Source organism: Fictibacillus tiangongensis (assembly GCF_048083785.1).
In the GTDB taxonomy this organism is placed as follows: Bacteria; Bacillota; Bacilli; order Bacillales; family Fictibacillaceae; genus Fictibacillus.
This window is the reverse complement of sequence record NZ_CP182294.1, coordinates 3154922-3175523: the sequence shown is the minus strand read 5'-3', so window position 1 is coordinate 3175523 and position 20602 is coordinate 3154922. Positions and strand designations below refer to the sequence as shown.

Here is a 20602-nt window from a genome sequence, read left to right as displayed (position 1 = left end):
GTTAAATTAAGATCCTTAGGAGAAGGAAGGCTTCGTGCCAACTTTGTGCCAACTGAATTTGAAAAGCATTGAAATAGTTTAAAAATCAATACATGGAAAACCTTGAATTAACAGAGTTTTTACATCTATTTAATATGTTATGAAAGTCTTCGTTAATCAAGTTTGAGATGGAAGGTTCTATCGGTTAATGAAGAAAAGCCTTGGTGTTAGAATACACCAAGGCTTTTTTTAAGCTCTATCAGATAAAAATTCTATGTGATCTATTTTTCAATCTTTCTAAACCCTAACTGTACGAAGGTTTTTAAGGCCGCGTCATTTTGCAAATAGTTATAGAATCGTTCTGCCTCTTTCTTATGGGGAGTGTCTTTTAGTACACCTACAGGATAAATAATGGGTGCATGTGTATCTTCATTTGCAACGGCTATGACTTTTACTTTCGGTGAATTTTTTGCATCCGTTTTATAGACAATACCAGCATCGACATTTCCTGTTTCTACGTATGTAAGCACTTGACGAACGTCTTTTGCATAAACGATTTTCTTTTCAACTTTTTTCAGGAGGTTTAAATGTTCTAAAGTCTCTACTGCATATTTCCCTGCTGGAACAGTCTCCGGTGTACCAATCGCCATTTTCTTTACTTTAGGCAAATCTTGAAATCCGTTAATAGCTCGTGTTGAATCTTTCCCAACAACTAAGACAAGTTCGTTTCCTACAAGATCTCTTCCTCGTTCCTTTTCAATAAGTCCTTCTTCAATAAGCTGGTCAAATTTATCTTCTGCCGCTGAGAAGAAAAGATCAACAGGTGCTCCGTTAGAGATTTGCTGTTGAAGGGCTCCAGAGCCTCCGAAATTGTAAGTAATTTTAACATTTGGATGCTCTTTTTCATAATTGCTCGCTATTTTATTCAATACATCTTGTAAACTGGCTGCTGCCGAAATTGTTAATTCTACATTGGATTCCTTGTCGGCTGATTTTGAAGATTCATTTTTTGAACAAGCAAATAAAAACGTTATACACAAGCAAATGAGAAGTAAGGTTAAATAAATTTTTTTCATCTTTCTCTCCTTACGTATTCTTTGTTTTCGTGTGTCAGGTAAGAATATATAGAAAAAAGACGCCCGATTGGACGTCTTTTTTGCGTATATTGCGGCGAGAGACAGCACTCCACATAGTGCATTGCCAAAAAAGGCGCGTCAATCTCGTCTTATGCAATTAGCTCATCGCTAGATTAGTATACCACCACTTTGAATAAATGAGAAGAAGATATTATTGAGACTTCAAATGGTTCGCTTTTTTATAGACGAAAAAGATATAATGCAATCAACCATAACTTTAGAGAAGGAGCATATGCAATGAACAAGATGATAGAAACGATATTAGCTCATCGATCGATTCGAAAGTTTAAGGACAAGCCAATAGATGAAGGAACGGTTAAAACACTTGTACAATGCGCTCAGGCCGCATCTACTTCAAGCTATCAACAAGTTTGCACGATTATAGGGGTAGAGGACCGGGAAAAGAAAGAACAACTAGCTAAGCTTGCGGGTAATCAATCGTACGTCGCAGACAACGGCTATTTCTTTGTTTTTTGTATGGATTACAACCGACATCAAATAGCGGCAGATATGAAAACAATAGATATTCACGAAACGATTCAATCGACAGAAGCGTTTATCGTAGGGACAGTGGATGCCGCTCTTGCTGCGCAAAATCTGACTATAGCAGCTGAGTCGCTAGGACTTGGAATCGTGTATATCGGTGGACTTCGAAATTCTCTGCCAGAAGTGTCAGAGCTATTGGGTTGCCCAGACCATGTTCTTCCGTTATTTGGTGTAGCTGTAGGGTATCCAGATGCAGAGCCTGGGATAAAGCCACGTCTGCCAATGGAAGCTGTTTTTCATAAGAATCAATACCAAAGTAAAGAGAAAACTCAAGATCTCCTTCAACAATATGAAAAAGAAACGGCTGAATATTACTCAGAAAGAACAGGCGGGAAACGTACAGAAGGCTGGGTCACGCAGATTACAGCCTCGATGGCGACTCCTAAACGAACGTATATGAAAGAGTTTGTCCGATCAAAAGGATTAAATAAATTGTAACTCATAGGCAGGTGACTTCAAAGAATGATAAAAATCGGTGTAACAGGCTGGGGAGATCATGATTCTCTTTACCCAGATGGTACTCCTGCAAGAGATAAGCTCGCTGTATACAGCGGCCACTTTCCTGTTGTAGAAGTAGATTCATCCTTTTATGCGGTACAGCCTGTAAAAAACTATGAGAAGTGGGTAGCTTCTACACCAAAGGATTTTTCATTTGTTGTTAAGGCTTATCAAGGGATGACCGGACATTCAAGAGGCAAGCTGCCTTTTGAGTCGGTTAAAGAAATGTATGAAGCGTTTATCGCGTCTATTCAACCTGTCATTACATCCGGCAAGCTTGAGATGGTCTTGTTTCAATACCCTCCGTGGTTTGAATGTAAGAAAGAAAATGTTCAGATGCTCCGCTATACAAAAGAAATGATGGGTGAAATTCCAGTAGCACTTGAGTTTCGTAACCAAACGTGGTTCAGTGATGAGATGAAGGATAAGACGCTACAATTTATCCGGCAAGAGAACTGGATTCATACGGTCTGTGATGAACCTCAAGCAGGACAAGGTTCCATTCCGATCGTCATGCACACAACACCTGATAAGACACTTGTTCGGATGCATGGCCGAAACGTATATGGCTGGAACAACCAAGGACAGCCGAACTGGAGAGAAGTTCGTTATCTTTATCGTTATAATGAAACAGAGCTTCAAGAATGGAGAGAACGAATCCAACAGCTCGCTTCAGAAACAAAAGATCTGACCATTCTATTCAACAACAATTCAGGTGGAGATGCTGCTGATAATGCGAAGCAGATGATAGATCTGCTGGATATTCACTATGATTTTTTGGCACCAAGGCAGTTGGATTTGTTCTAGATTTTCTTATATTACAAATCCATTTCAAAAAGAAGGAAACGATTCACTTTTCAATGTAGACTGATATACTAATAGGGTGTACGAAATATCGTGAACTGGATAAAGAAAGTGGGGATCACTTTGAATTTTAAAAAATTGATTCAGATGATGTACTGCTTACAGATTGCCTTTATCGTCAGTGGCGTTTACCTGCTATGTGTCTACATATTTATCAATGATGCGAAGCGCATACAGTTCTTATCCTTGGTCTTATGCATTAATCTTATTTCATTAAAAATAACAAGAGATCGTTTTAAAGCATAACGTGAACACCCTCTGCCTTTTTGGCAGAGGGTGTTGTCGTTTTATTGCAAATGTCGATATATTTCATTTTTCGCCGATAAATTTAAAAAGTTGCCGATATAAATGATTTTCTGCTGATATATTTCATTTCTTGCCGATATTTTTCAAATCTCGCCGATAAAATGCTCTAGATCATTTTTAAAAGTGCTTTACGCCCTTGCATACCAACTTCAATACCTTTTTCTTTTGCTTCAAGAGTAATAGATTCTAAAGGTGCATCCAGCAGCTGTTCGATCGTTCTTACTCCAACAGCGCGTCCTGCGATAATTTTACGGTCTGCTAACTTTTCGTTCAATAGTGCCACGTCTAGTGCTCCACACATGATATATCCATTGTCGTTGAATACAGCCATAAAATTCGTTTTTGGCAAACGAAGGGTGACAGCGGTAAACGGATGTCCTTCGATTAAGATCGGGTTCATCTCTAACATGCTTCCACTCCTTTCTTCACTATTATTTTTATGTGTACAGAAGGGAAAAAGTGTTAGGTGTTGAAGCTATTTTTATGACTTTTTCATGAACAAAAAGGGAGTCGGATATGATACGATTAAAAGAAAATGGCTCTTATAGGTAAACCTTTGTTGCCTATGGAAGTGGTTGGTTTCCGTTCCAGGTGCTCGCTTTCCGCGGGGCAGGCGGTGAGCCACATTCGTACGTTTCACTCTTAAGTGTCTCACCCGCCGGCCTGTCCCGCAGGAGTCTCGCACCTTGCACTCCAACCAACTGTCACAGCAGCAAAGAAAAATGAGGTTTGAAAGCAACAATCTTATAAAAAAGAGTCAAAGAAAATGAGGAGGCGATGAAGGATGAAACAATACTTAGATTTTCTTCAAGATATCTTACATAACGGTACAAAAAAAGAGGATCGGACAGGCACGGGAACCGTTTCTGTGTTCGGTCGTCAGATGAGGTTCGACCTACAAGAAGGGTTTCCGCTTGTTACGACAAAAAAATTGCATCTTAAATCGATCATTCATGAATTACTCTGGTTCTTAAAAGGTGATACGAATATTGCTTATTTAAAAGAGAACGGTGTACGGATTTGGGATGAGTGGGCAGATGAAGATGGAAACCTTGGTCCAGTGTATGGACATCAGTGGCGCTCATGGTCGGCTCCGAACGGTGAGACGATCGACCAGATCTCAACCGTAATCGAAGACATCAAAAAGAACCCGGATTCAAGACGATTAATCGTCTCTGCATGGAATCCTTCTGATATTCCTAATATGGCGCTTCCTCCATGTCATCTGTTATTCCAATTTTATGTTGCGGATGGAAAGCTCTCCTGCCAGCTTTATCAGCGCTCAGCAGACAGTTTCTTAGGCGTGCCTTTTAATATTGCGTCGTATGCTTTGTTAACGATGATGGTGGCACAAGTAACAGGACTTAAACCAGGTGAGTTCGTTCACACTGTAGGTGACGCGCACATCTACACCAATCATCTTGAACAAGTTGAGCTTCAGCTTACTCGTGAGCCAAAGCCGCTTCCGAAGATGAAGATCAATCCGAATGTAACAAGTATCTTTGATTTCACTTATGAAGACTTTGAGCTTGTCGACTATGAAGCGCACCCACATATTAAAGGTGTGGTGAGCGTATGATCTCGTTTGTTGTAGCGATGGATGAAAATCTCGCGATTGGTAAAGACAATGATCTACCTTGGTACTTGCCTAACGATCTCAAGCATTTTAAGAACGTAACGATGGGAAAACCGATCGTGATGGGTCGTAAAACATATGAATCCATTGGAAAGCCTTTGCCTGGACGAGAAAATATCGTGGTAACAAGAGATGAAAACTATCAAGCAGAGGGAACGACGGTCGTTCATTCTGTCGACGAAGTGCTAAAGAAAGAGACAGAAGAACTATGTGTGATCGGTGGGACAGAGATCTTTAAGCTGTTCATGCCAGTTGCAGACCGCCTGTATGTGACAGAGATCCATCATACCTTTGACGCAGATACGTATTTCCCTGAAATCAATCGTGCTGAGTGGCGTGAGGTCTCTCGTGAACCTGGTATCGTTGATGAAAAGAACAAATATCCACACGATTTTGTCGTGTACGAAAAAAATTAAAAACATAAAGTTTGAATGAGCCCCCCTCTTGTCTGCATACATATGTATATGTAGATAAAGGGGGGTTACCTTTTGCTTAAGCGCAGAAAAATGAAACTTCGAAAAGGGCCGCTTCCATTCCGATTTGTACTGTTGATCTCATTTATTCTGTTTACTTTTATAACGATTCAAGGATTATGGCTTGTAAACAAAGGAATCGAACCAACACTCATGCTGATCGCGCAAAAGAAAACAGAGGAAATTGCTGCTCTTGCCATAAGTGAAGCGATCGACAATGAAATATTAGGGCCTTCAGAAATGAATGACATCATCGAATATAAAACGGATACAGAAGGAAATGTCGTCTTTGCTGGAATCAATCAGAGTGTTGTCAACCAGGTTGCGAACCAGTCACAAAAAGTCGTTCAAAAATACCTGAAGGAAATTGAAGAAGGTAAAGCACATGAAGTGATCACCAACGATGAGTTAGGAATAACTGCTTATAAGAATGAACCAGGTGTTATTATGGAAATACCACTAGGGCAAGCAACAAGAAATTCACTCTTAGCGAACTTAGGTCCTAAGATTCCGATTAAATTTATGCTGATTGGTGAAGCGAACACAGATATCGAGGAGAGAATAGAGAATTCAGGGATCAACAATACGTGGATCAATATTGATATCGTGGTTACAGTTAAGACGAGAATCGTTATTCCTTTCGCAACAGAAACGACAGTTGTGAAACGACCGATAAAAATAACCGCACAGTTTATAAAAGGAGAAGTTCCCGTCTATTACAATCAATCTGGAGATCCGATACAACCTACTGTACCGATTACTCCAGATCTGAAAGAAAAGGAAGCTCATGATGAATTGGAGCCTTCTGAGGATAGCCCCACAGAAGAAACGGGTGGGGATGAAGCAGCAGAATAAATGTATTTCCTTCATTTAACAAATGTTGTTTAGGTTGACCATTCGTCCGTCTTTGTTATAATTAGTATTGAATTAAAAACTTTATATGTCTTTAAGCCTATCACCGATGGGGTAGAGGAGCGGATTTTATAAGTACTTTTTCAGAGAGTGACGTCTGTGAAGAAAAAGGAAAGGAACTTTCGCCGAAGCAAAAGAAAACCGTCTGTTCACTTTTGCTGGGTTTACACTAAAGAAGTGTAAAACTGTCACTGCTTGGGAATTAAAAGCAGTGGAGGACTACTGATCGATGAGGAAAACCATAAATTACTTAAGTGATTGATAGCAGGTTATTTCCTTGTCTATTGATCGCTTTTTATTTTGTCTTTTTTTCCTCAACGTCCTGTAAGAACTCCTCAATATCGATGGCTGAATGAAAAGAAGGAGGAACATCATGGAATTTGAGAATTCGATTTATTCATTAATACCACCCGTATTGGCAATCTTAATGGTTGTCCTAACGCGAAGAGTGTTAATCTCGCTAGGAGCTGGAATCATAGCGGGTGCATTACTGCTTCATGATTTTAGTATTGGAGCCACACTGAAAGAGATTGGTACGATCGTAAAAGGTCATTTTATTTCAGACGGTGCATTAAATGAGTGGAATGTTTATATTCTTCTGTTCTTATTAATCTTAGGAATGATGACAAGCATTATCTCATTAGCCGGAGGAAGCCGCGCATTTGGTGAGTGGGCGATCTCTAGAGTGAAAACAAGAAGAGGTGCACAGGTTTTAACGGTTGTGTTCGGACTCGTCATTTTTATTGATGACTATTTTAATTCTTTAGCAGTCGGAAATGTCAGCAGACCGATCACAGATCGACACCGCATCTCACGTGCGAAACTTGCTTATTATCTTGATTCAACGGCTGCACCAGTCTGTGTGATCTCGCCTGTTTCAAGTTGGGGAGCGTACATCATCGGTATTATCGGAACGATTTTTGCTACACATGAGATTACAAATATGTCTGCGTTTAGTGCATTCATTCAAATGATTCCTATGAATTTTTATGCAGTGTTTGCACTCGTTCTTGTATTTTTCGTTGCGTATTTTCAACTTGATTTTGGACCAATGAAAAAACATGAAGAAACGGCTCTTGCTACAGGTGAAGTGATTTCAGCAGATAAAAAAGCAGCAATCGGAGAGGGTATTAAGCTCGAAGAAAGTGACAAAGGAAAAGTGGGAGACCTTGTATGGCCAATCGTGATATTGATTGTTTCAACGGTTGGATTCATGATCTATACAGGTATTCAAAATGTGAAGGGGCTAGAAGAACCAACGGCCATCACACTTTTATCTATTTTTGAAAATACAGACGTACCAAAATCATTAGTATATGGTGGACTGCTAGGTTTAGCTTCAGCTATTTTATTCTTCCTTCCAAAGAAGATGGGTGCTGCATCATTAGGTAAAGGACTCGGACGCGGTGTTCAGTCTATGATCGGTGCTGTTACGATTTTGCTTTTTGCTTGGACGATCATCTCTATCATCGATAGCTTAGGAACAGGAACCTATCTTGCAGGATTAGTTGATCAGCATATGAATTTAGCTTATCTGCCATTTGTTCTTTTTGTATTGTCAGGGTTAATGGCTTTTGCGACAGGAACTTCCTGGGGGACGTTTGGTGTCATGCTTCCGATCGCAGCAGAAATTTCAGCATCAACGAATATTGATTTAATGCTTCCAGTTCTTGCTGCAGTACTTGCAGGCTCTGTTTTTGGTGACCATTGTTCTCCAATATCAGATACTACAATTCTTTCTTCAACAGGAGCAGGAAGTCATCACATCGACCACGTCATGACGCAGCTTCCATATAGCCTGGTAGCGGCAGGAGTATCTGCTGTAGGGTATCTTGCACTCGGATTAACAGAAAGTGTTTGGATAGGCCTTGTTGCATCTGGAGTTATCTTTATCCTCGCACTTTTCATCATAAAAAAAGTGTCTAGTAATAATAGCATGAGTGATCAATCCTACAACGCGTAAACTTGAAAGTGTCTGGTAGTTAACCAGGCACTTTTTCTTATATTTATACGACTTTTTCCCCCTTATTCCGACAAAATAACTAAAAACATTTTGACAGGTTTTCATGTTTTGTAATATACTGAACACAGAATTATCAGAAAAAAGTAATAATTGTAAACTTTTCGACTTCAAAAAAGGGGGATACAACAATGGAAAATAGGCAGCAATGGGGAAGCCGTTATGGGTTTATATTAGCAGCGGTTGGCTCAGCTATCGGCCTAGGCAATATCTGGAGATTTCCAGCGGTTGCTTATGAGAACGGTGGGGGAGCATTCTTCATCCCATATCTAATAGCACTTTTAACGGCAGGGATTCCCTTACTGATTCTAGAATTTACGTTAGGTCATAAGTACCGTGGCTCTGCTCCACTTTCTTATTTCCGTCTTCACAAAAAAGCGGAATGGCTGGGATGGTGGCAAGTATTTGTAGCGTTTGTTATATCCACATACTACGCAGTAATCATCGCTTGGGCGATTAAGTATTCCATTTACTCATTGAACTTAACTTGGGGAGACAAGCCTTCTGACTTCTTTTATGGAGAGGTTCTTCAATTAAGTAAGACACCTGGTGACATGGGTGGTATCGTACCAGGTATCTTGATCGCACTTCTCATCGTTTGGGTCGTGACGCTTCTTGTTCTTTATAAAGGTGTATCGAAAGGAATCGAGCGTTTTAACAAAATCTTTATTCCAGCTTTAGTCATTATGTTTACGTTAATCGTTATTCGTGCCGTAACGCTCGACGGTGCAGCTCAAGGTTTGAACACGTTCTTTACTCCAGATTGGAGCATGATCAGTAACGGTAAGGTGTGGGTAGCAGCCTACGGTCAGATTTTCTTCTCTTTATCTATCGCATTTGCGATCATGGTCACGTACTCGAGCTACCTGCCTAAGAAATCAGATATTAACAATAATGCGTTTATTACTGGTTTCGCAAACTCAGGTTTTGAACTACTTGCAGGTATTGGTGTGTTTGCTGCATTAGGTTTCATGGCAATGCAACAAGGTCTGCCAGTTGATGAAGTTGTAAAAGGCGGAATCGGTCTAGCGTTTGAAGTATTCCCAGCTATCATCAACGAGTTCCCAGGCGGAAATGCCTTCTTTGGAACCATGTTCTTCTTAACCCTTGTATTCGCTGGAATGACATCGTTGATCTCGATCGTTGAAACGTATGTGGCAGCACTACAAGATAAATTTGGAATCTCAAGAACAAAAGCCGTTTTAATGGGTGGAGGAGTAGCATCTGTTATCTCATTACTTTTCGCTACAAAAGGCGGACTGTACATGCTTGATATCGTGGATTACTTCATCAACAACTTCGGTATCACATTAGCAGGTCTTGTAGAAGTAGTCATCGTCGCTTGGTTCGTAAGACAATTGGCTGGACTTCAAAACCATGCGAACGCCATCTCTGACTTACGAACAGGTTTATGGTGGAAAGTTTGTCTTGGCGTGATCACACCGATTCTTCTTGGTTACATGATGTTCGATAACATTAGACAAAACCTTAAAGAAAATTATGAAGGTTATCCTACAGAACTGATCCTTACGTATGGTGTATCCGTGGCAGTCGGCGTAATCGTACTCGGCATCGTGCTAGGTCTAGTGAAGTGGAAATCTGAAGTGGCAGTAGAGAAAAAGGAGGTCAGCTAATATGACAGGAAGTGCGATTACAATGATGGTGATTGGCATGGTGATCCTATGGGGCGGCCTCCTCGCAAGTATTGCAAATGTGGTTCGCGTTTCGAGAAAAAAATAAAGAGTGAAGCTGGTTCTTCTGTTGAAGAATCAGCTTTTTTAATGACTTTGGCGCACGTAAATCAGAGCAAGGCTCGAGATTTACGAGCGCCATATGAAAAATACGAGCGCCATATGAAAAATACGAGCGCCATATGAAAAATACGAGCGCCATATGAAAAATACGAGCGCCATATGAAAAATACGAGCGCCATATGAAAAATACGAGCGCCATATGAAAAATACGAGCGCCATATGAAAAATACGAGCGCCATATGAAAAATACGAGCGCCATATGAAAAATACGAGCGCCATATGAAAAATACGAGCGCCATATGAAAAAAGAAGCCCTTAAGCTTCTTTTTTTCACTTTCTTTATCTTCGCCTGTTGCTAATTCGCTCCTGACGTTCCCATGCTCTTAAATAAGGGTATGGGTCGAATGCCCATTCTGTATATCCGTTGTCACGGTACATCCCAAAGTGAAGATGAGGAGGGAATTTCCCAGAAGTTCCGGGAGGACCGTATCCTGAACTTCCCACGTATCCAAGCACCGTCCCAGGTTCGACGATCGTACCTTTTTCAATTGCTTTATTGAAGCTTCCTAAATGAGCGTAGTAATGATACACGTTGTTAATATCACGGACACCGATTCTCCATCCGCCAAAACGGTTCCACCCTTTAATCTCTACAATTCCGTAAGATACCGCTTTTACCGGAACACCGTAATCTGCAAATATATCTGTGCCCTCGTGAATACGTAATCCGCCAAATCCTCGCCGGTCACCCCAAGTGCTTCGATAGCTATAGTTGGATCTTAATGGAACGATAAAACTGTGTTTGTCTAGAGAAACTGTTCCATAGGTCTCATAGATCTTCGCGTTTTCCATAATGATATCAACGGCTTTATCTCGTTGGTAATAGCTCCAAAGGCCGATTCTGAAATTTTCTATATCATGTCCATGCTTTTTTATGATCTCACTAAAGGTGTATAGAATGTCTTCATCATTGTTCCGATCAGCAATTCCGTCGTTGTTGCCATCTTTTCCTATGCCTCCAAACATGGAGATACGTTCAGGGTTTGTATCGTCCATAGTTGGATTTATTGGACCAGACCATTGTAAGGGAGAAAAATAAATGCCGACCAATCCTTTTCTGGCAGGTAGATCACTTCTCGCTTTTCTTACGCTTCTTTCATATTGGTCTACCCCCGCAAAGTAGTGCCATGGAATGAGGGTGACGGATTCCATTTTTTTATAGAGGCTAAGCCTTTCCACATCTTCTTTCGTAAATCGCTCTGCTGCCGTGCTCCTGCTTTCCGGAAGAAAGGTTATTAGAAGGGCTGTCAGAGTGAGGAACAGGACTGTAAATTTCCTCATACGTCCCAATCCACTCCTTTCTTTCATTTATCTATAGTTTGTTGAAGTTATAAAAAAACATGAAGGAAAAATGTTGGAAAAAACTCTTGTTTGGAATTTTGCCCTGTCGTATGGTAGAGTATTGATGGGACAATAATGTTTAAGTAGAAACTAAAATACGAACGTTCATTATACGAAAGACCAAGAAAATCTGGGGTGATGATGATGGCAAAGAAAGAAGAATATGTACGTAAACCCGAGTGGTTAAAAATAAAGTTAAACACGAATGAAAATTATAAAGAACTCAAAAAGATGATGCGCGAGAAAAAGTTACATACGGTATGTGAAGAAGCAAAGTGTCCGAACATTCATGAATGCTGGGCTGTAAGAAAAACAGCAACTTTTATGATCCTTGGAGATATCTGTACCCGTGCTTGTCGTTTTTGTGCAGTAAAAACAGGATTACCAACAGAACTTGATCTTCAAGAGCCAGAACGTGTTGCAGAATCTGTTGAGCAAATGGGTCTGAAACACGTAGTTATCACAGCGGTTGCGCGTGATGACCTTAAAGATGGCGGTGCTCATGTATTCGCCGAAACCGTTCGTTCTGTTCGTGCTCGTAATCCATTCTGTTCTATTGAAGTTCTTCCATCTGACATGTTAGGTGACTTTGATGCACTGAAAACATTGATGGATGCAAAACCCGATATCATGAACCACAATATTGAAACGGTGCGACGTCTTTCTCCAAGAGTTCGTGCACGTGCAACGTATGATCGAACGATGGAATTTTTGCGTCGTGCAAAAGAAATGAATGCTAACATTCCTACAAAATCCAGTCTGATGATCGGATTAGGTGAGACGTGGGAAGAAATTGTAGAAACGATGGATGATCTTCGTGCAAATAACGTTGATATCATGACGATCGGACAATATCTACAACCTACTAAGAAACATTTAAAGGTACAAAAATACTATACACCAGATGAGTTTAAAGAATTGCGTGATATCGCGTTCTCTAAAGGATTCAAGCATTGTGAGTCAGGACCACTCGTGCGTTCTTCCTACCATGCTGATGAACAAGTAAACGCAGCTGCCCAAAACAGCTAAACAAAAAAAAGCCAGAAGCAATGATCTGCTTCTGGTTTTTTATTTGCCTTCCATTTGACCGCGCATATTGTTTGTTTCGCCGTTCATCTCACCGTTTTCATTTTCCCCATAGTTCCACTTCTTCCCTTGAGGGGCTTTCTTCATTTGTAGGATCAGTTGGTCCATGATTCCTTCGATCTGTTCGGTATCATTGTTTAAGGATTGATATTGTTCGATCTTATCGATCATTCCTTTTTCATCTGACACATACACATGATAATATCTTGGTACAACAGAGAAACCAGTCATCTTTACTTGATCTGCAGCTGCGTTTCTGTCCTTGTTTGTTGTTTTGTATCCGATCAAAACTTCTTCATCTGTAACTAATGTACCGACATCTTTAATATTCGGTAATTGCAGAACCATATCAGAGATCATGTCGGCTAGCTTTTGACGATTTAAGTATGGAACAGCATTTCCCGTTTTTACTTTGTCACCTGACATATGACGCATATATCCAAAGTCCCCATAATTCATGTTGTTGCCAATTCGATTCTCATCTTTTACATTCGTTTTAGAAAATTTATATTCTTGCCCCATCTTCTTTTGATCACCGCCGCCACATCCAGCAAGCATCAAGCCGATCAATAAGAACATTCCTAATTTTTTCACAGGTGTTTCACCTCCTTATTCTATAGAGTGCCTTAAAGTAGAAGATCTTTACGAAGAAATTGTTGGCTGTAACGAGCACAAGCATGGTAAAATAAGTATCAGGAAACGAGGTGAAGCATTTTTGATTACAGTTGGTAATTATTCCTATGAAGTGATTGAAGATGTAAAAGAAGCCTTTAACGAGGAACAATTTAAAGCGCGCTATAGTGAAATCTTACATAAATACGATTATATTGTTGGTGATCTCGGTTACGAGCAGCTTCGACTTCGTGGGTTCTTTGAGGACAATCATGAGAAGGCTACGTTTGATACGAAGATCAGCACATTGCCGGAATACATTTATGAATATTGTAATTTCGGCTGTCCGTATTTTGTAGTCAAAAAAGTAAACCCCTGAGAAATTCAGGGGTTTTTCTTTATTTTTAGCAATGATCGGCTGGCATGTATGCTAGTACAGAATAAGCGAAGTTGCCTTATGACCCTCGAACATCCTCATAAGGCTTTTCCGTATGATATTCTGGATCATCGTGTGTAGGATGTGCCCCAGGATCTTGTCTTTCCAGACCTTCATGAAGGGTTTTGTTTTCATAGTTAAAGGCGCTATAATAACGCTGTTCTTCTCTCCAAGGAGTCGATTTTCCTAAAGCTCTTTTGATTGGTGAGCCATATGGACCTTCAGGTAAATCCTCAGGAAGTACGTAATTACGACCTGTCTCTACATTCGAAAAATCAGTATATTGTTCTTTTTCTTTTTCGAACAAAAAAACCATCCTCTCTTCGGCCATTTTAGGATAAGAAAAGTATCCTTATCTAAAGTGTCTCCAAGAAAGCATGATTCTTTTTTGGTACATTTTGATTACATCTTAAACAACTTCAGCTAAAAATTCACGAAGCTCCATCGCGTCCTCTTCAGTTAGATTAAACGCATGTTCTAAATAGCCTTCTTCTTCAAGATCATCTTGACCGATGATGGCATATGTACTGCCTAACATGTTCAAGACTAATGACTTGCCGTAATGTCTCGTAGTTTTCGTGATGGCAAGATCAAAGCGAGTATTACGTCCCATAAAGCTTACAAAGCGCGTTTCTGTTGTTTCTTTATCATCATATAAGAAAAATGTTTCCTCGTTCATCTTGTTCCTCCTTCGTACTAAGCAAAATTTAAATTTTGAGTCCATATGATTGCTCTTACTTTATGTTACACTTTACTTGAGAAACTTACAAAAGGTGATGACTATGTATTTTGTTGATCGAAAGAAAATCAATGAACATTTAGTGTATATGAATGAATTAATCCATACGTTCAAAGAATTATCAGCTCCCAAAAATAAGCTTGAAACGCTTGTGGTGGAAAGAATCGGACATATGTTGATCGAATCGATGATGGACGTTGGAAACATGATCATCGATGGATTTATCATGAGGGATCCAGGTAGCTTTGAAGACATTCTTGATATCCTGATCGATGAAAAAGTAATACCGAACGATGAAGCAGTATCACTGAAAGAAGTGGTGAACCTTCGAAAATCACTTGTTCAAGATTATACTTCTGCAGATTGTAAAGTCATATTTGATACCATCGCTTCAAAAGAAAAAGAACTCTCAGCATTTCCGTTACACGTTAAAAGGTACCTAGAGGAAGAGTTGGGGCCAGTTTCTGCATTTTTACCTGAATAAGGATACAAGAGTTTTTATACATTTATATTTAAAAATGTACGTTTACCCTTTTTTACGATAAAATGGTGACAAAGGATGGTGATGACCATGAAGAATCACACCTCAACCCGTGATGAAATCATCTATCTTTTAAAAAGAAATAAGAGGATGACTGTTACGGAAATGGCAAAATCCCTCGGAATAACCGAAATGGCTGTTCGTCGTCATCTCAACACACTAGAACGTGACCATGTGATTGAAACGACTCTTGTACGACAGGCTATGGGAAGACCAATCCATTTTTATCATCTTACAGCAAGCGGTGACGAACAATTTCCACGAAACTATTCAGGACTTACCGTTGATTTTTTAAAAGATATAGAAGAAGTGAGTGGCACAGAAACAATTGATGAATTATTTAAACGACGTGAAAATCGTCTGCAGGATAGATATAAAGATCGAATGAACACACTCACAGAGTTTGAACAAAAAGTAAATGAACTGGCTAATATTCAAAATGAAGCAGGGTACATGGTGGACTGGGAAAGAGGAGTAGATCCCGATACGTATGTATTAACAGAGTACAACTGTCCGATCGCAAAGGTTGCGAATGAATATCAGCAAGCCTGCTCCTGCGAGCTTTCACTCTTTAAGCGCATGCTGCAAACAGAAGCTGTTGAGCGAAAGACGTGTATGGCAAAAGGCGGAGATTATTGCTGTTATGTGATAAAAGAAGAAAAGCAAACATCTGAAGTTTAAATGCTTCAGGTGTGTTTTTTTTTTGAAGTGGGTAGAATGAGAAGGTACATTAAAGGAGAGAGCATGATGAAGGCATATAAAGGATTCTTGATCGACTTAGATGGAACGATGTATAGAGGAACAGAACGAATTATTGAGGCTGTTGATTTTGTGAAAAAATTAAACGAAAAAAACCTTCCCTATTTGTTCGTGACAAACAATTCTTCTAAAACAAAAAAACAAGTGGCAGATGTGCTTGCAGGATTTGATATCCCAGCATCTGCTGAACATGTGTATACGACGAGTATGGCAACAGCCAACTATATTGCTGAACAAAAGAAAAATGCGACAGTCTATTGTATCGGTGAGGATGGAATTAGAGAAGCGCTTCAAGAACAAGGACTAGAGCTTGTAGAAGAAAACCCTGATTATGTGGTGGTTGGGATCGATCGCTCGATCACCTATGAAAAGTTAGCAAAAGCATGCCTTGCAGTCCGTAACGGAGCGACGTTTATCTCGACAAATGGTGATATCGCTCTTCCGACGGAAAGAGGACTTCTGCCAGGAAACGGATCACTGACTTCTGTCATTACTGTTTCTACGCAAACAGAACCAACGTTTATCGGTAAGCCTGAGTCCATCATCATGGAGATGGCGTTAGAAACACTCGGAACGAAAAAAGAAGAAACACTCATGATCGGGGACAACTACCAGACAGATATCTTAGCTGGTATTCGTGCTGGAATTGATACGCTGCTTGTTCACACAGGGGTCACAACAAAGAAACACCTTGAAGAAATTGATGTGCATCCTACGTATACCGTTAATGGGTTGGATGAGTGGACGATTCAATAATTCTCTGAATTGAAAATGGCACTGTGGCAGGTCAAAATAAAAAAGGCTTAAGTCTAAGAGGATTCTCTTGTTCTTAAGCCTTATTTTTATTCTTCATTTGCTGCACGATGTGCTAATCTGCTCGATGCTGCTGCTGCAATCGCGCCCACGATGTCATCTAAGAAGGTATGAACCATCCCAGTAGACTTATCGTTAAGTTTCTCTAAGATTCCTGGTTTTTGTTTATCGATGAATCCGTAGTTGGTAAAGCCGATCGAGCCATATATATTCACTATTGAGAGTGCAATCACTTCATCAATCCCATAAAGACTTTCATCCCGAGCCAATATCTCCTGAAGCGGCTGCTCTAGTTTTTTCTGTTCTGCTAATACATCAAGTGCAATACCGGTGAGAATAGCATTCTGAACTTCACGTTTTGCGATGACTCTTTCAACGTTTTCTCTACATACATCCATTTTTAGGTCAGGATGGTAGGGGACTTGGAGAAAATAAACAAGCTCAGCGATATCGTTTACCGTAACGCCCCGTTCGTTCAGCTGTTTGCGAGCAGTTTCTTCGACTTTTTCCACTTTTTTATTTGGCATCCTTGTACTCCTTTTCTCTGTTAGTCTCCTTAGCTTTGTATAGTATATGTTTTCATAGTAAAGTTATGAATTTATAAAAAGTACTAACCACTTCGCCTATATGGGCATACAATGTTGTATCCAATCATGCGGTGGTGTGCTCAAGTTTGATCTAAAAGAGATGATCTGCCGCTGGAAAGCTGAAGGGGTGGGGGGATCGGCTTTGTTTGAAAGAGATATATTTCATCATTATCAACTAGTTTGTGAAGACAGAAGATCTGAATCGGGTTATCGGACCTTCTATTGCAAAGGAAACCAATACATCGTGATACCACAGCAGCAGATGTCATATGAAAAACTGCAAGAAATGATTTACATCAGTGATTATCTGCAGCAACGAGGAGAGGAGAACATTCCCGTTCTACAGCCAACGATCACCAATATGCCTAGTGCTTATGTTGATGGAGAGTCTGTAATCATCTTTAAAGTGGAACCGAAAAAAGGAGAGCATCGCAGCTTTGAAATGGGCTCTGAACTTGCAGAGTTTCATAAGCGAGGAAAAGGTTTAGAACAATATTATCCAGTGGAACAAATCGCATACGGACAATGGCCGTTATTATGGATCAATCGAGTGGATGAGATGCATAATCGTTATGCAGAAATTTCAGCGAGAAAACAAAAGAATGATTTTGATCAATTGTTTTTGACGACATTTCCTTATTATGAGGGAATGGCTGAAAATGCGATTCAATATATTACAGATTACCAATTAGAGAGAGGACCTAAAGGAATAGGTTCTGCTGCCATCTGTTACGATCGATTCAGCGAGCGGTCATGGATTCGTACGTCTAACAGTTTTGTTAAGCTGCCTGTTGGCTGGGTGATCGATAGTCCGATGAGAGATCTTGCAGAATGTATCAGAGAAAAGATCTATCAGCCAGAATTCAGAAGTCATGAAGTGCTGCAGTTGATCGACGATTATGAAAAAGTTAAGCCATTATCCAAGGGAGCTTGGAGGCTTCTTTACGGCAGACTCCTTTTTCCTTCACAGTACTTTGATACAGTAGATGAACATTATAATAATGAGAGAGATATCGGAAAAGAACTATATGTGCGCCGCTTTACTGACTTAATCTCGTATGAAAAGCAAAATGAATATTTCTTAAAAAGCTTTTACAGATCGATCGGTCTTCCGGTCCAAGAGTTAAATATTCCAATGGTCGATTGGCTCGTTCCAATGATCTAAAGAAAGAGGTGGCTCAAAAAGTAAGATTTTTGAGTTTTACCTCTTTTTTTATTGGTTACTTGTTGGCCTTTTTCATATCTTCTAAAAGATAGAGCTTATGTAGGTACTTTTACCCTTCATCTGCAAGTTGATTGAAGCGCAAGGTGCGAGACTCCTATGGGACGAGCGGTCAGTCTGAAAAGTGGAAGTGGCTCGTTCAGCCCCGACTAGCAAAAGTTGAATGGGCTAGGAAGGCGCACTTTGTCTTCTTGACCATTAAACTTTTGACCTCGAGGGGCTAGCCACTGCAACTAGACAGGTGGAGACTCCTAATGGCGCAAAGCGGCAGGAGGCTCACCGTTCGCCCCATGGAAAGCGAGCAACCTGGAGCGGAAATCAACCACTTTCGAAGACAACAATGTAACGAAAACAACCATGCATAAGTACCATTGCTTTATTTTCTCTCTTTCCCATGAGAAAATAGCAAGCAAGGAGTGAAAGCGTATGCAAAAACCTTATGTTTTTATTACACGAAAATTACCTAAAGAAACTTTAACTCAGTTGGAGCAGGTTGCACAGATCAACATGTGGCCACATGAAGAAGAGGCTGTACCACAGGAAGTGCTTCTTTCCGAAATCAAAAAAGCAGATGGATTGCTAACGATGCTTTCAGACAAAATCGGTAGCGAAGTATTGAATGAAGCATCTTCACTGAAAGTAATAGCAAATCTAGCAGTAGGCTATGACAACATCGATGTCGCAGCTGCTAAGCAAAAGGGGATAAAGGTTTGTAACACACCAGATGTATTAACCGATTCAACAGCGGATTTAACATTTTCTTTAATTCTTGCAACAGCTCGCAGGATCGTTGAATCAGCGAATTATGTAAAAGAAGGAAAGTGGAACAGCTGGGGACCTTTATTGCTTGCTGGAGCAGATGTACATCATAAAACAATCGGAATCGTTGGAATGGGTAGGATCGGTGAAGCCGTAGCGAGACGAGCAAAGGGCTTTGATATGGAGATTTTGTATCATAATCGAAACCGTAAGCCTCATGCAGAAATTTCGCTAGAAGCTGAATACAAAGAATTTCATGAGCTTTTAAAGCAATCAGATTTTGTGGTCTCCCTTGCACCATTAACACCTGAGACAAAAGGGTTGTTTAACCGAGAAGCGTTTCAGAGCATGAAAGATAGCGCGATCTTCATTAATGCAGGCAGAGGTGCGACAGTTGATGAATCTGCGCTTATTGAGGCATTACATAACCAGGAAATCGCGGGTGCAGGGCTTGATGTATTTCAGCAAGAGCCAATTGAAGTCGATCATCCTCTTCTGTCGATGAAACAAGTGGTAGCCCTACCTCACATCGGAAGTGCAAGTGTGGAAACAAGAATGAAGATGGCTGAACTTGCATGCAGAAACATAACCAATATATTGGATGGAAAAGGCGCAGAAACGCCTGTTACATAAGGAGGTACAAGATGTATCGTTCTTTAGAAGGTAAAACAGCCATTGTTACGGGAGCAAGCCGTTTAAACGGAATTGGCGCAGCCGTTTGTGTTGAGCTTGCAAAAAGGGGAGCTAATATTTTCTTTACGACTTGGGGTACATATGACACAACCATGCGCACAGGTGACCATACAAATGACCCAGAACAGCTTGTGGAGAAACTAAAAAATTTCGGAGTAAAATCTTTGTATGAAGAAATTGACCTTAGTGCTGCAGAAGACGTTCCGAAACTTCTAGAAAAAGTTGAAAGTGAATTAGGAGTAGCAAGCATACTTGTGAATAACGCCTGTATGTCACAAAATCACAGCTGGGAAGATACAACAAGTGAGATTTTAGATGCTCATTATGCAATCAACATTCGTGCAACAACTCTTTTAAGTATAGAGTTTGCCAAACGTTTTACAGGGGACAGAGGAAGTATCGTTCATCTAACATCCGGCCAGTCGAAAGGTCCGATGCTCGGTGAGTTAGCATACGCGGCTACAAAAGGAGCCGTCGATGCGTTAACGATATCCTTAGCTGCTGAAATCGGACATAAAGGAATTACTGTTAATGCAGTGAACCCTGGTCCAACAGATACGGGCTGGATCAACCCGGATTTAGAAAAAATTCTTCTGCCTAAGTTTCCTGGAGGAAGGATCGGGAAACCAGAAGATGCGGCAAGGTTAGTCGCATTTTTAACAACACCAGAAGCAGAATGGATAACCGGACAGATCATCCATTCAGAAGGTGGATTCTTAAGACAATAGAAAGATTTTTTGAGACTGACTTTAGTGGTAACTACGCGTACCCAAAAAGTCAGTTTTTTTATTAAAATTAAATTATTTATAAATATACTATTGAATTAATTT

23 protein-coding genes and 1 riboswitch are annotated in these 20602 nt (G+C 40.2%); of the genes, 16 read left to right on the top strand and 7 right to left on the bottom strand.

The genetic code is table 11. The features are described from left to right. Positions 1-260: 260 nt before the first annotated feature. Entirely contained in the window at positions 261-1055 is a 795-nt protein-coding gene (gene modA / locus ACNJYY_RS16975; protein ID WP_416729414.1) for a molybdate ABC transporter substrate-binding protein, read from the bottom strand. Positions 1056-1352: 297 nt separating this feature from the next. Here modA and nfsA point away from each other — a divergent pair, with 297 nt between their 5' ends. Together nfsA and ACNJYY_RS16965 are read left to right on the top strand one after the other, a co-directional pair. Beyond that, on the top strand, positions 1353-2099 hold the full coding sequence (gene nfsA / locus ACNJYY_RS16970) for an oxygen-insensitive NADPH nitroreductase (RefSeq protein WP_416729413.1): 747 nt from the start codon (positions 1353-1355) through the stop codon (positions 2097-2099). Between the two features lie 24 nt (positions 2100-2123). Continuing rightward, positions 2124-2966 (top strand): DUF72 domain-containing protein, encoded by an 843-nt coding sequence (locus tag ACNJYY_RS16965; RefSeq protein ID WP_416729412.1) that lies wholly within the window; start codon positions 2124-2126, stop codon positions 2964-2966. 469 nt (positions 2967-3435) lie between these two features. Here ACNJYY_RS16965 and ACNJYY_RS16960 read toward each other — a convergent pair whose 3' ends face one another. Then, positions 3436-3738 carry a YunC family protein gene (locus ACNJYY_RS16960; RefSeq protein ID WP_066397323.1) on the bottom strand — a complete coding sequence of 101 codons (303 nt, stop codon included), beginning with the start codon at positions 3736-3738 and terminating at the stop codon, positions 3436-3438. Positions 3739-4113: 375 nt separating this feature from the next. Between ACNJYY_RS16960 and ACNJYY_RS16955 the strand changes: the two genes are divergently transcribed. From ACNJYY_RS16955 to ACNJYY_RS16930, 6 genes are all read left to right on the top strand, one after another. Further along, positions 4114-4908 (top strand): thymidylate synthase, encoded by a 795-nt coding sequence (locus ACNJYY_RS16955; RefSeq protein WP_416729411.1) that lies wholly within the window; start codon positions 4114-4116, stop codon positions 4906-4908. Beyond that, a complete protein-coding gene (locus ACNJYY_RS16950) occupies positions 4905-5381 on the top strand; it encodes a dihydrofolate reductase (protein WP_416729410.1) in 477 nt (158 codons plus the stop codon). Before ACNJYY_RS16955 ends, ACNJYY_RS16950 begins: the two co-directional genes overlap by 4 nt. A 72-nt stretch (positions 5382-5453) precedes the next feature. Continuing rightward, on the top strand, positions 5454-6293 hold the full coding sequence (gene yunB / locus ACNJYY_RS16945; RefSeq protein WP_416729409.1) for a sporulation protein YunB: 840 nt from the start codon (positions 5454-5456) through the stop codon (positions 6291-6293). A gap of 104 nt (positions 6294-6397) precedes the next feature. Next, positions 6398-6580: riboswitch (Lysine riboswitch) on the top strand. A 143-nt stretch (positions 6581-6723) separates the two neighbouring features. Next, the gene (locus tag ACNJYY_RS16940; protein WP_416729408.1) at positions 6724-8313 is read left to right on the top strand and encodes a Na+/H+ antiporter NhaC family protein; all 1590 of its coding nucleotides are present in this window, start codon (positions 6724-6726) and stop codon (positions 8311-8313) included. Between the two features lie 188 nt (positions 8314-8501). Next, positions 8502-10004 (top strand): sodium-dependent transporter, encoded by a 1503-nt coding sequence (locus tag ACNJYY_RS16935; protein WP_197222850.1) that lies wholly within the window; start codon positions 8502-8504, stop codon positions 10002-10004. A gap of 1 nt (position 10005) precedes the next feature. Further along, entirely contained in the window at positions 10006-10110 is a 105-nt protein-coding gene (locus tag ACNJYY_RS16930; protein WP_137791787.1) for a methionine/alanine import family NSS transporter small subunit, read from the top strand. A 353-nt stretch (positions 10111-10463) separates the two neighbouring features. On the opposite strand, the gene ACNJYY_RS16925 is transcribed toward ACNJYY_RS16930, so the two are convergent. Further along, a complete protein-coding gene (locus ACNJYY_RS16925; RefSeq protein WP_416729407.1) occupies positions 10464-11465 on the bottom strand; it encodes a M23 family metallopeptidase in 1002 nt (333 codons plus the stop codon). 204 nt (positions 11466-11669) lie between these two features. Between ACNJYY_RS16925 and lipA the strand changes: the two genes are divergently transcribed. Further along, complete coding sequence (gene lipA / locus ACNJYY_RS16920; protein ID WP_066397309.1) at positions 11670-12554, top strand: lipoyl synthase; 885 nt, start codon at positions 11670-11672, stop codon at positions 12552-12554. A gap of 39 nt (positions 12555-12593) precedes the next feature. On the opposite strand, the gene ACNJYY_RS16915 is transcribed toward lipA, so the two are convergent. Beyond that, positions 12594-13205, bottom strand: coding sequence for a YhcN/YlaJ family sporulation lipoprotein (locus tag ACNJYY_RS16915; protein WP_416729406.1), 612 nt, complete (start codon positions 13203-13205; stop codon positions 12594-12596). 121 nt (positions 13206-13326) lie between these two features. Here ACNJYY_RS16915 and ACNJYY_RS16910 point away from each other — a divergent pair, with 121 nt between their 5' ends. Beyond that, positions 13327-13602 (top strand): YutD family protein, encoded by a 276-nt coding sequence (locus tag ACNJYY_RS16910; RefSeq protein ID WP_066397303.1) that lies wholly within the window; start codon positions 13327-13329, stop codon positions 13600-13602. A 76-nt stretch (positions 13603-13678) separates the two neighbouring features. Here the strand turns inward: ACNJYY_RS16910 and ACNJYY_RS16905 are convergent, their stop codons facing one another. Both ACNJYY_RS16905 and ACNJYY_RS16900 read right to left on the bottom strand, forming a co-directional pair. Further along, complete coding sequence (locus tag ACNJYY_RS16905; RefSeq protein WP_416729405.1) at positions 13679-13975, bottom strand: hypothetical protein; 297 nt, start codon at positions 13973-13975, stop codon at positions 13679-13681. Between the two features lie 93 nt (positions 13976-14068). Further along, complete coding sequence (locus ACNJYY_RS16900) at positions 14069-14338, bottom strand: DUF3055 domain-containing protein (protein WP_144698299.1); 270 nt, start codon at positions 14336-14338, stop codon at positions 14069-14071. 103 nt (positions 14339-14441) lie between these two features. On the opposite strand from ACNJYY_RS16900, the gene ACNJYY_RS16895 reads away from it, so the two are divergent. The 3 genes from ACNJYY_RS16895 to ACNJYY_RS16885 all read left to right on the top strand — a co-directional run bounded on the left by ACNJYY_RS16895 (position 14442) and on the right by ACNJYY_RS16885 (position 16454). Next, positions 14442-14882 carry a DUF86 domain-containing protein gene (locus tag ACNJYY_RS16895; RefSeq protein ID WP_416729404.1) on the top strand — a complete coding sequence of 147 codons (441 nt, stop codon included), beginning with the start codon at positions 14442-14444 and terminating at the stop codon, positions 14880-14882. 81 nt (positions 14883-14963) lie between these two features. Further along, complete coding sequence (locus ACNJYY_RS16890; protein WP_416731902.1) at positions 14964-15620, top strand: helix-turn-helix transcriptional regulator; 657 nt, start codon at positions 14964-14966, stop codon at positions 15618-15620. A gap of 66 nt (positions 15621-15686) precedes the next feature. Further along, positions 15687-16454: a TIGR01457 family HAD-type hydrolase gene (locus ACNJYY_RS16885; RefSeq protein ID WP_416731901.1), complete on the top strand. Its 768-nt coding sequence runs from the start codon at positions 15687-15689 to the stop codon at positions 16452-16454. Between the two features lie 86 nt (positions 16455-16540). Here the strand turns inward: ACNJYY_RS16885 and ACNJYY_RS16880 are convergent, their stop codons facing one another. Continuing rightward, on the bottom strand, positions 16541-17038 hold the full coding sequence (locus ACNJYY_RS16880) for a phosphatidylglycerophosphatase A (protein WP_066397286.1): 498 nt from the start codon (positions 17036-17038) through the stop codon (positions 16541-16543). A 202-nt stretch (positions 17039-17240) separates the two neighbouring features. Here ACNJYY_RS16880 and yutH point away from each other — a divergent pair, with 202 nt between their 5' ends. The 3 genes from yutH (at position 17241) to ACNJYY_RS16865 (ending at position 20500) form a co-directional block, all read left to right on the top strand. Next, complete coding sequence (yutH, locus tag ACNJYY_RS16875) at positions 17241-18263, top strand: spore coat putative kinase YutH (RefSeq protein ID WP_416729403.1); 1023 nt, start codon at positions 17241-17243, stop codon at positions 18261-18263. 483 nt (positions 18264-18746) lie between these two features. Further along, positions 18747-19712 carry a 2-hydroxyacid dehydrogenase gene (locus ACNJYY_RS16870; RefSeq protein ID WP_416729402.1) on the top strand — a complete coding sequence of 322 codons (966 nt, stop codon included), beginning with the start codon at positions 18747-18749 and terminating at the stop codon, positions 19710-19712. A gap of 11 nt (positions 19713-19723) precedes the next feature. After that, on the top strand, positions 19724-20500 hold the full coding sequence (locus ACNJYY_RS16865; protein WP_416729401.1) for an SDR family oxidoreductase: 777 nt from the start codon (positions 19724-19726) through the stop codon (positions 20498-20500). The last annotated feature ends 102 nt before the right edge of the window (positions 20501-20602 follow it).

Excerpts from the sequence above, each read along its gene's own strand:
- modA (WP_416729414.1), bottom strand. The coding sequence starts at position 1,055 with ATGAAAAAAATTTATTTAACCTTACTTCTCATTTGCTTGTGTATAACG.
- nfsA (WP_416729413.1), top strand. The coding sequence starts at position 1,353 with ATGAACAAGATGATAGAAACGATATTAGCTCATCGATCGATTCGAAAG.
- ACNJYY_RS16965 (WP_416729412.1), top strand. The coding sequence starts at position 2,124 with ATGATAAAAATCGGTGTAACAGGCTGGGGAGATCATGATTCTCTTTAC.
- ACNJYY_RS16960 (WP_066397323.1), bottom strand. The coding sequence starts at position 3,738 with ATGTTAGAGATGAACCCGATCTTAATCGAAGGACATCCGTTTACCGCT.
- ACNJYY_RS16955 (WP_416729411.1), top strand. The coding sequence starts at position 4,114 with ATGAAACAATACTTAGATTTTCTTCAAGATATCTTACATAACGGTACA.
- ACNJYY_RS16950 (WP_416729410.1), top strand. The coding sequence starts at position 4,905 with ATGATCTCGTTTGTTGTAGCGATGGATGAAAATCTCGCGATTGGTAAA.
- ACNJYY_RS16940 (WP_416729408.1), top strand. The coding sequence starts at position 6,724 with ATGGAATTTGAGAATTCGATTTATTCATTAATACCACCCGTATTGGCA.
- ACNJYY_RS16935 (WP_197222850.1), top strand. The coding sequence starts at position 8,502 with ATGGAAAATAGGCAGCAATGGGGAAGCCGTTATGGGTTTATATTAGCA.
- ACNJYY_RS16930 (WP_137791787.1), top strand. The coding sequence starts at position 10,006 with ATGACAGGAAGTGCGATTACAATGATGGTGATTGGCATGGTGATCCTA.
- ACNJYY_RS16925 (WP_416729407.1), bottom strand. The coding sequence starts at position 11,465 with ATGAGGAAATTTACAGTCCTGTTCCTCACTCTGACAGCCCTTCTAATA.
- lipA (WP_066397309.1), top strand. The coding sequence starts at position 11,670 with ATGGCAAAGAAAGAAGAATATGTACGTAAACCCGAGTGGTTAAAAATA.
- ACNJYY_RS16905 (WP_416729405.1), bottom strand. The coding sequence starts at position 13,975 with ATGGTTTTTTTGTTCGAAAAAGAAAAAGAACAATATACTGATTTTTCG.
- ACNJYY_RS16900 (WP_144698299.1), bottom strand. The coding sequence starts at position 14,338 with ATGAACGAGGAAACATTTTTCTTATATGATGATAAAGAAACAACAGAA.
- ACNJYY_RS16895 (WP_416729404.1), top strand. The coding sequence starts at position 14,442 with ATGTATTTTGTTGATCGAAAGAAAATCAATGAACATTTAGTGTATATG.
- ACNJYY_RS16890 (WP_416731902.1), top strand. The coding sequence starts at position 14,964 with ATGACCATGAAGAATCACACCTCAACCCGTGATGAAATCATCTATCTT.
- ACNJYY_RS16885 (WP_416731901.1), top strand. The coding sequence starts at position 15,687 with ATGAAGGCATATAAAGGATTCTTGATCGACTTAGATGGAACGATGTAT.
- ACNJYY_RS16880 (WP_066397286.1), bottom strand. The coding sequence starts at position 17,038 with ATGCCAAATAAAAAAGTGGAAAAAGTCGAAGAAACTGCTCGCAAACAG.
- ACNJYY_RS16870 (WP_416729402.1), top strand. The coding sequence starts at position 18,747 with ATGCAAAAACCTTATGTTTTTATTACACGAAAATTACCTAAAGAAACT.
- ACNJYY_RS16865 (WP_416729401.1), top strand. The coding sequence starts at position 19,724 with ATGTATCGTTCTTTAGAAGGTAAAACAGCCATTGTTACGGGAGCAAGC.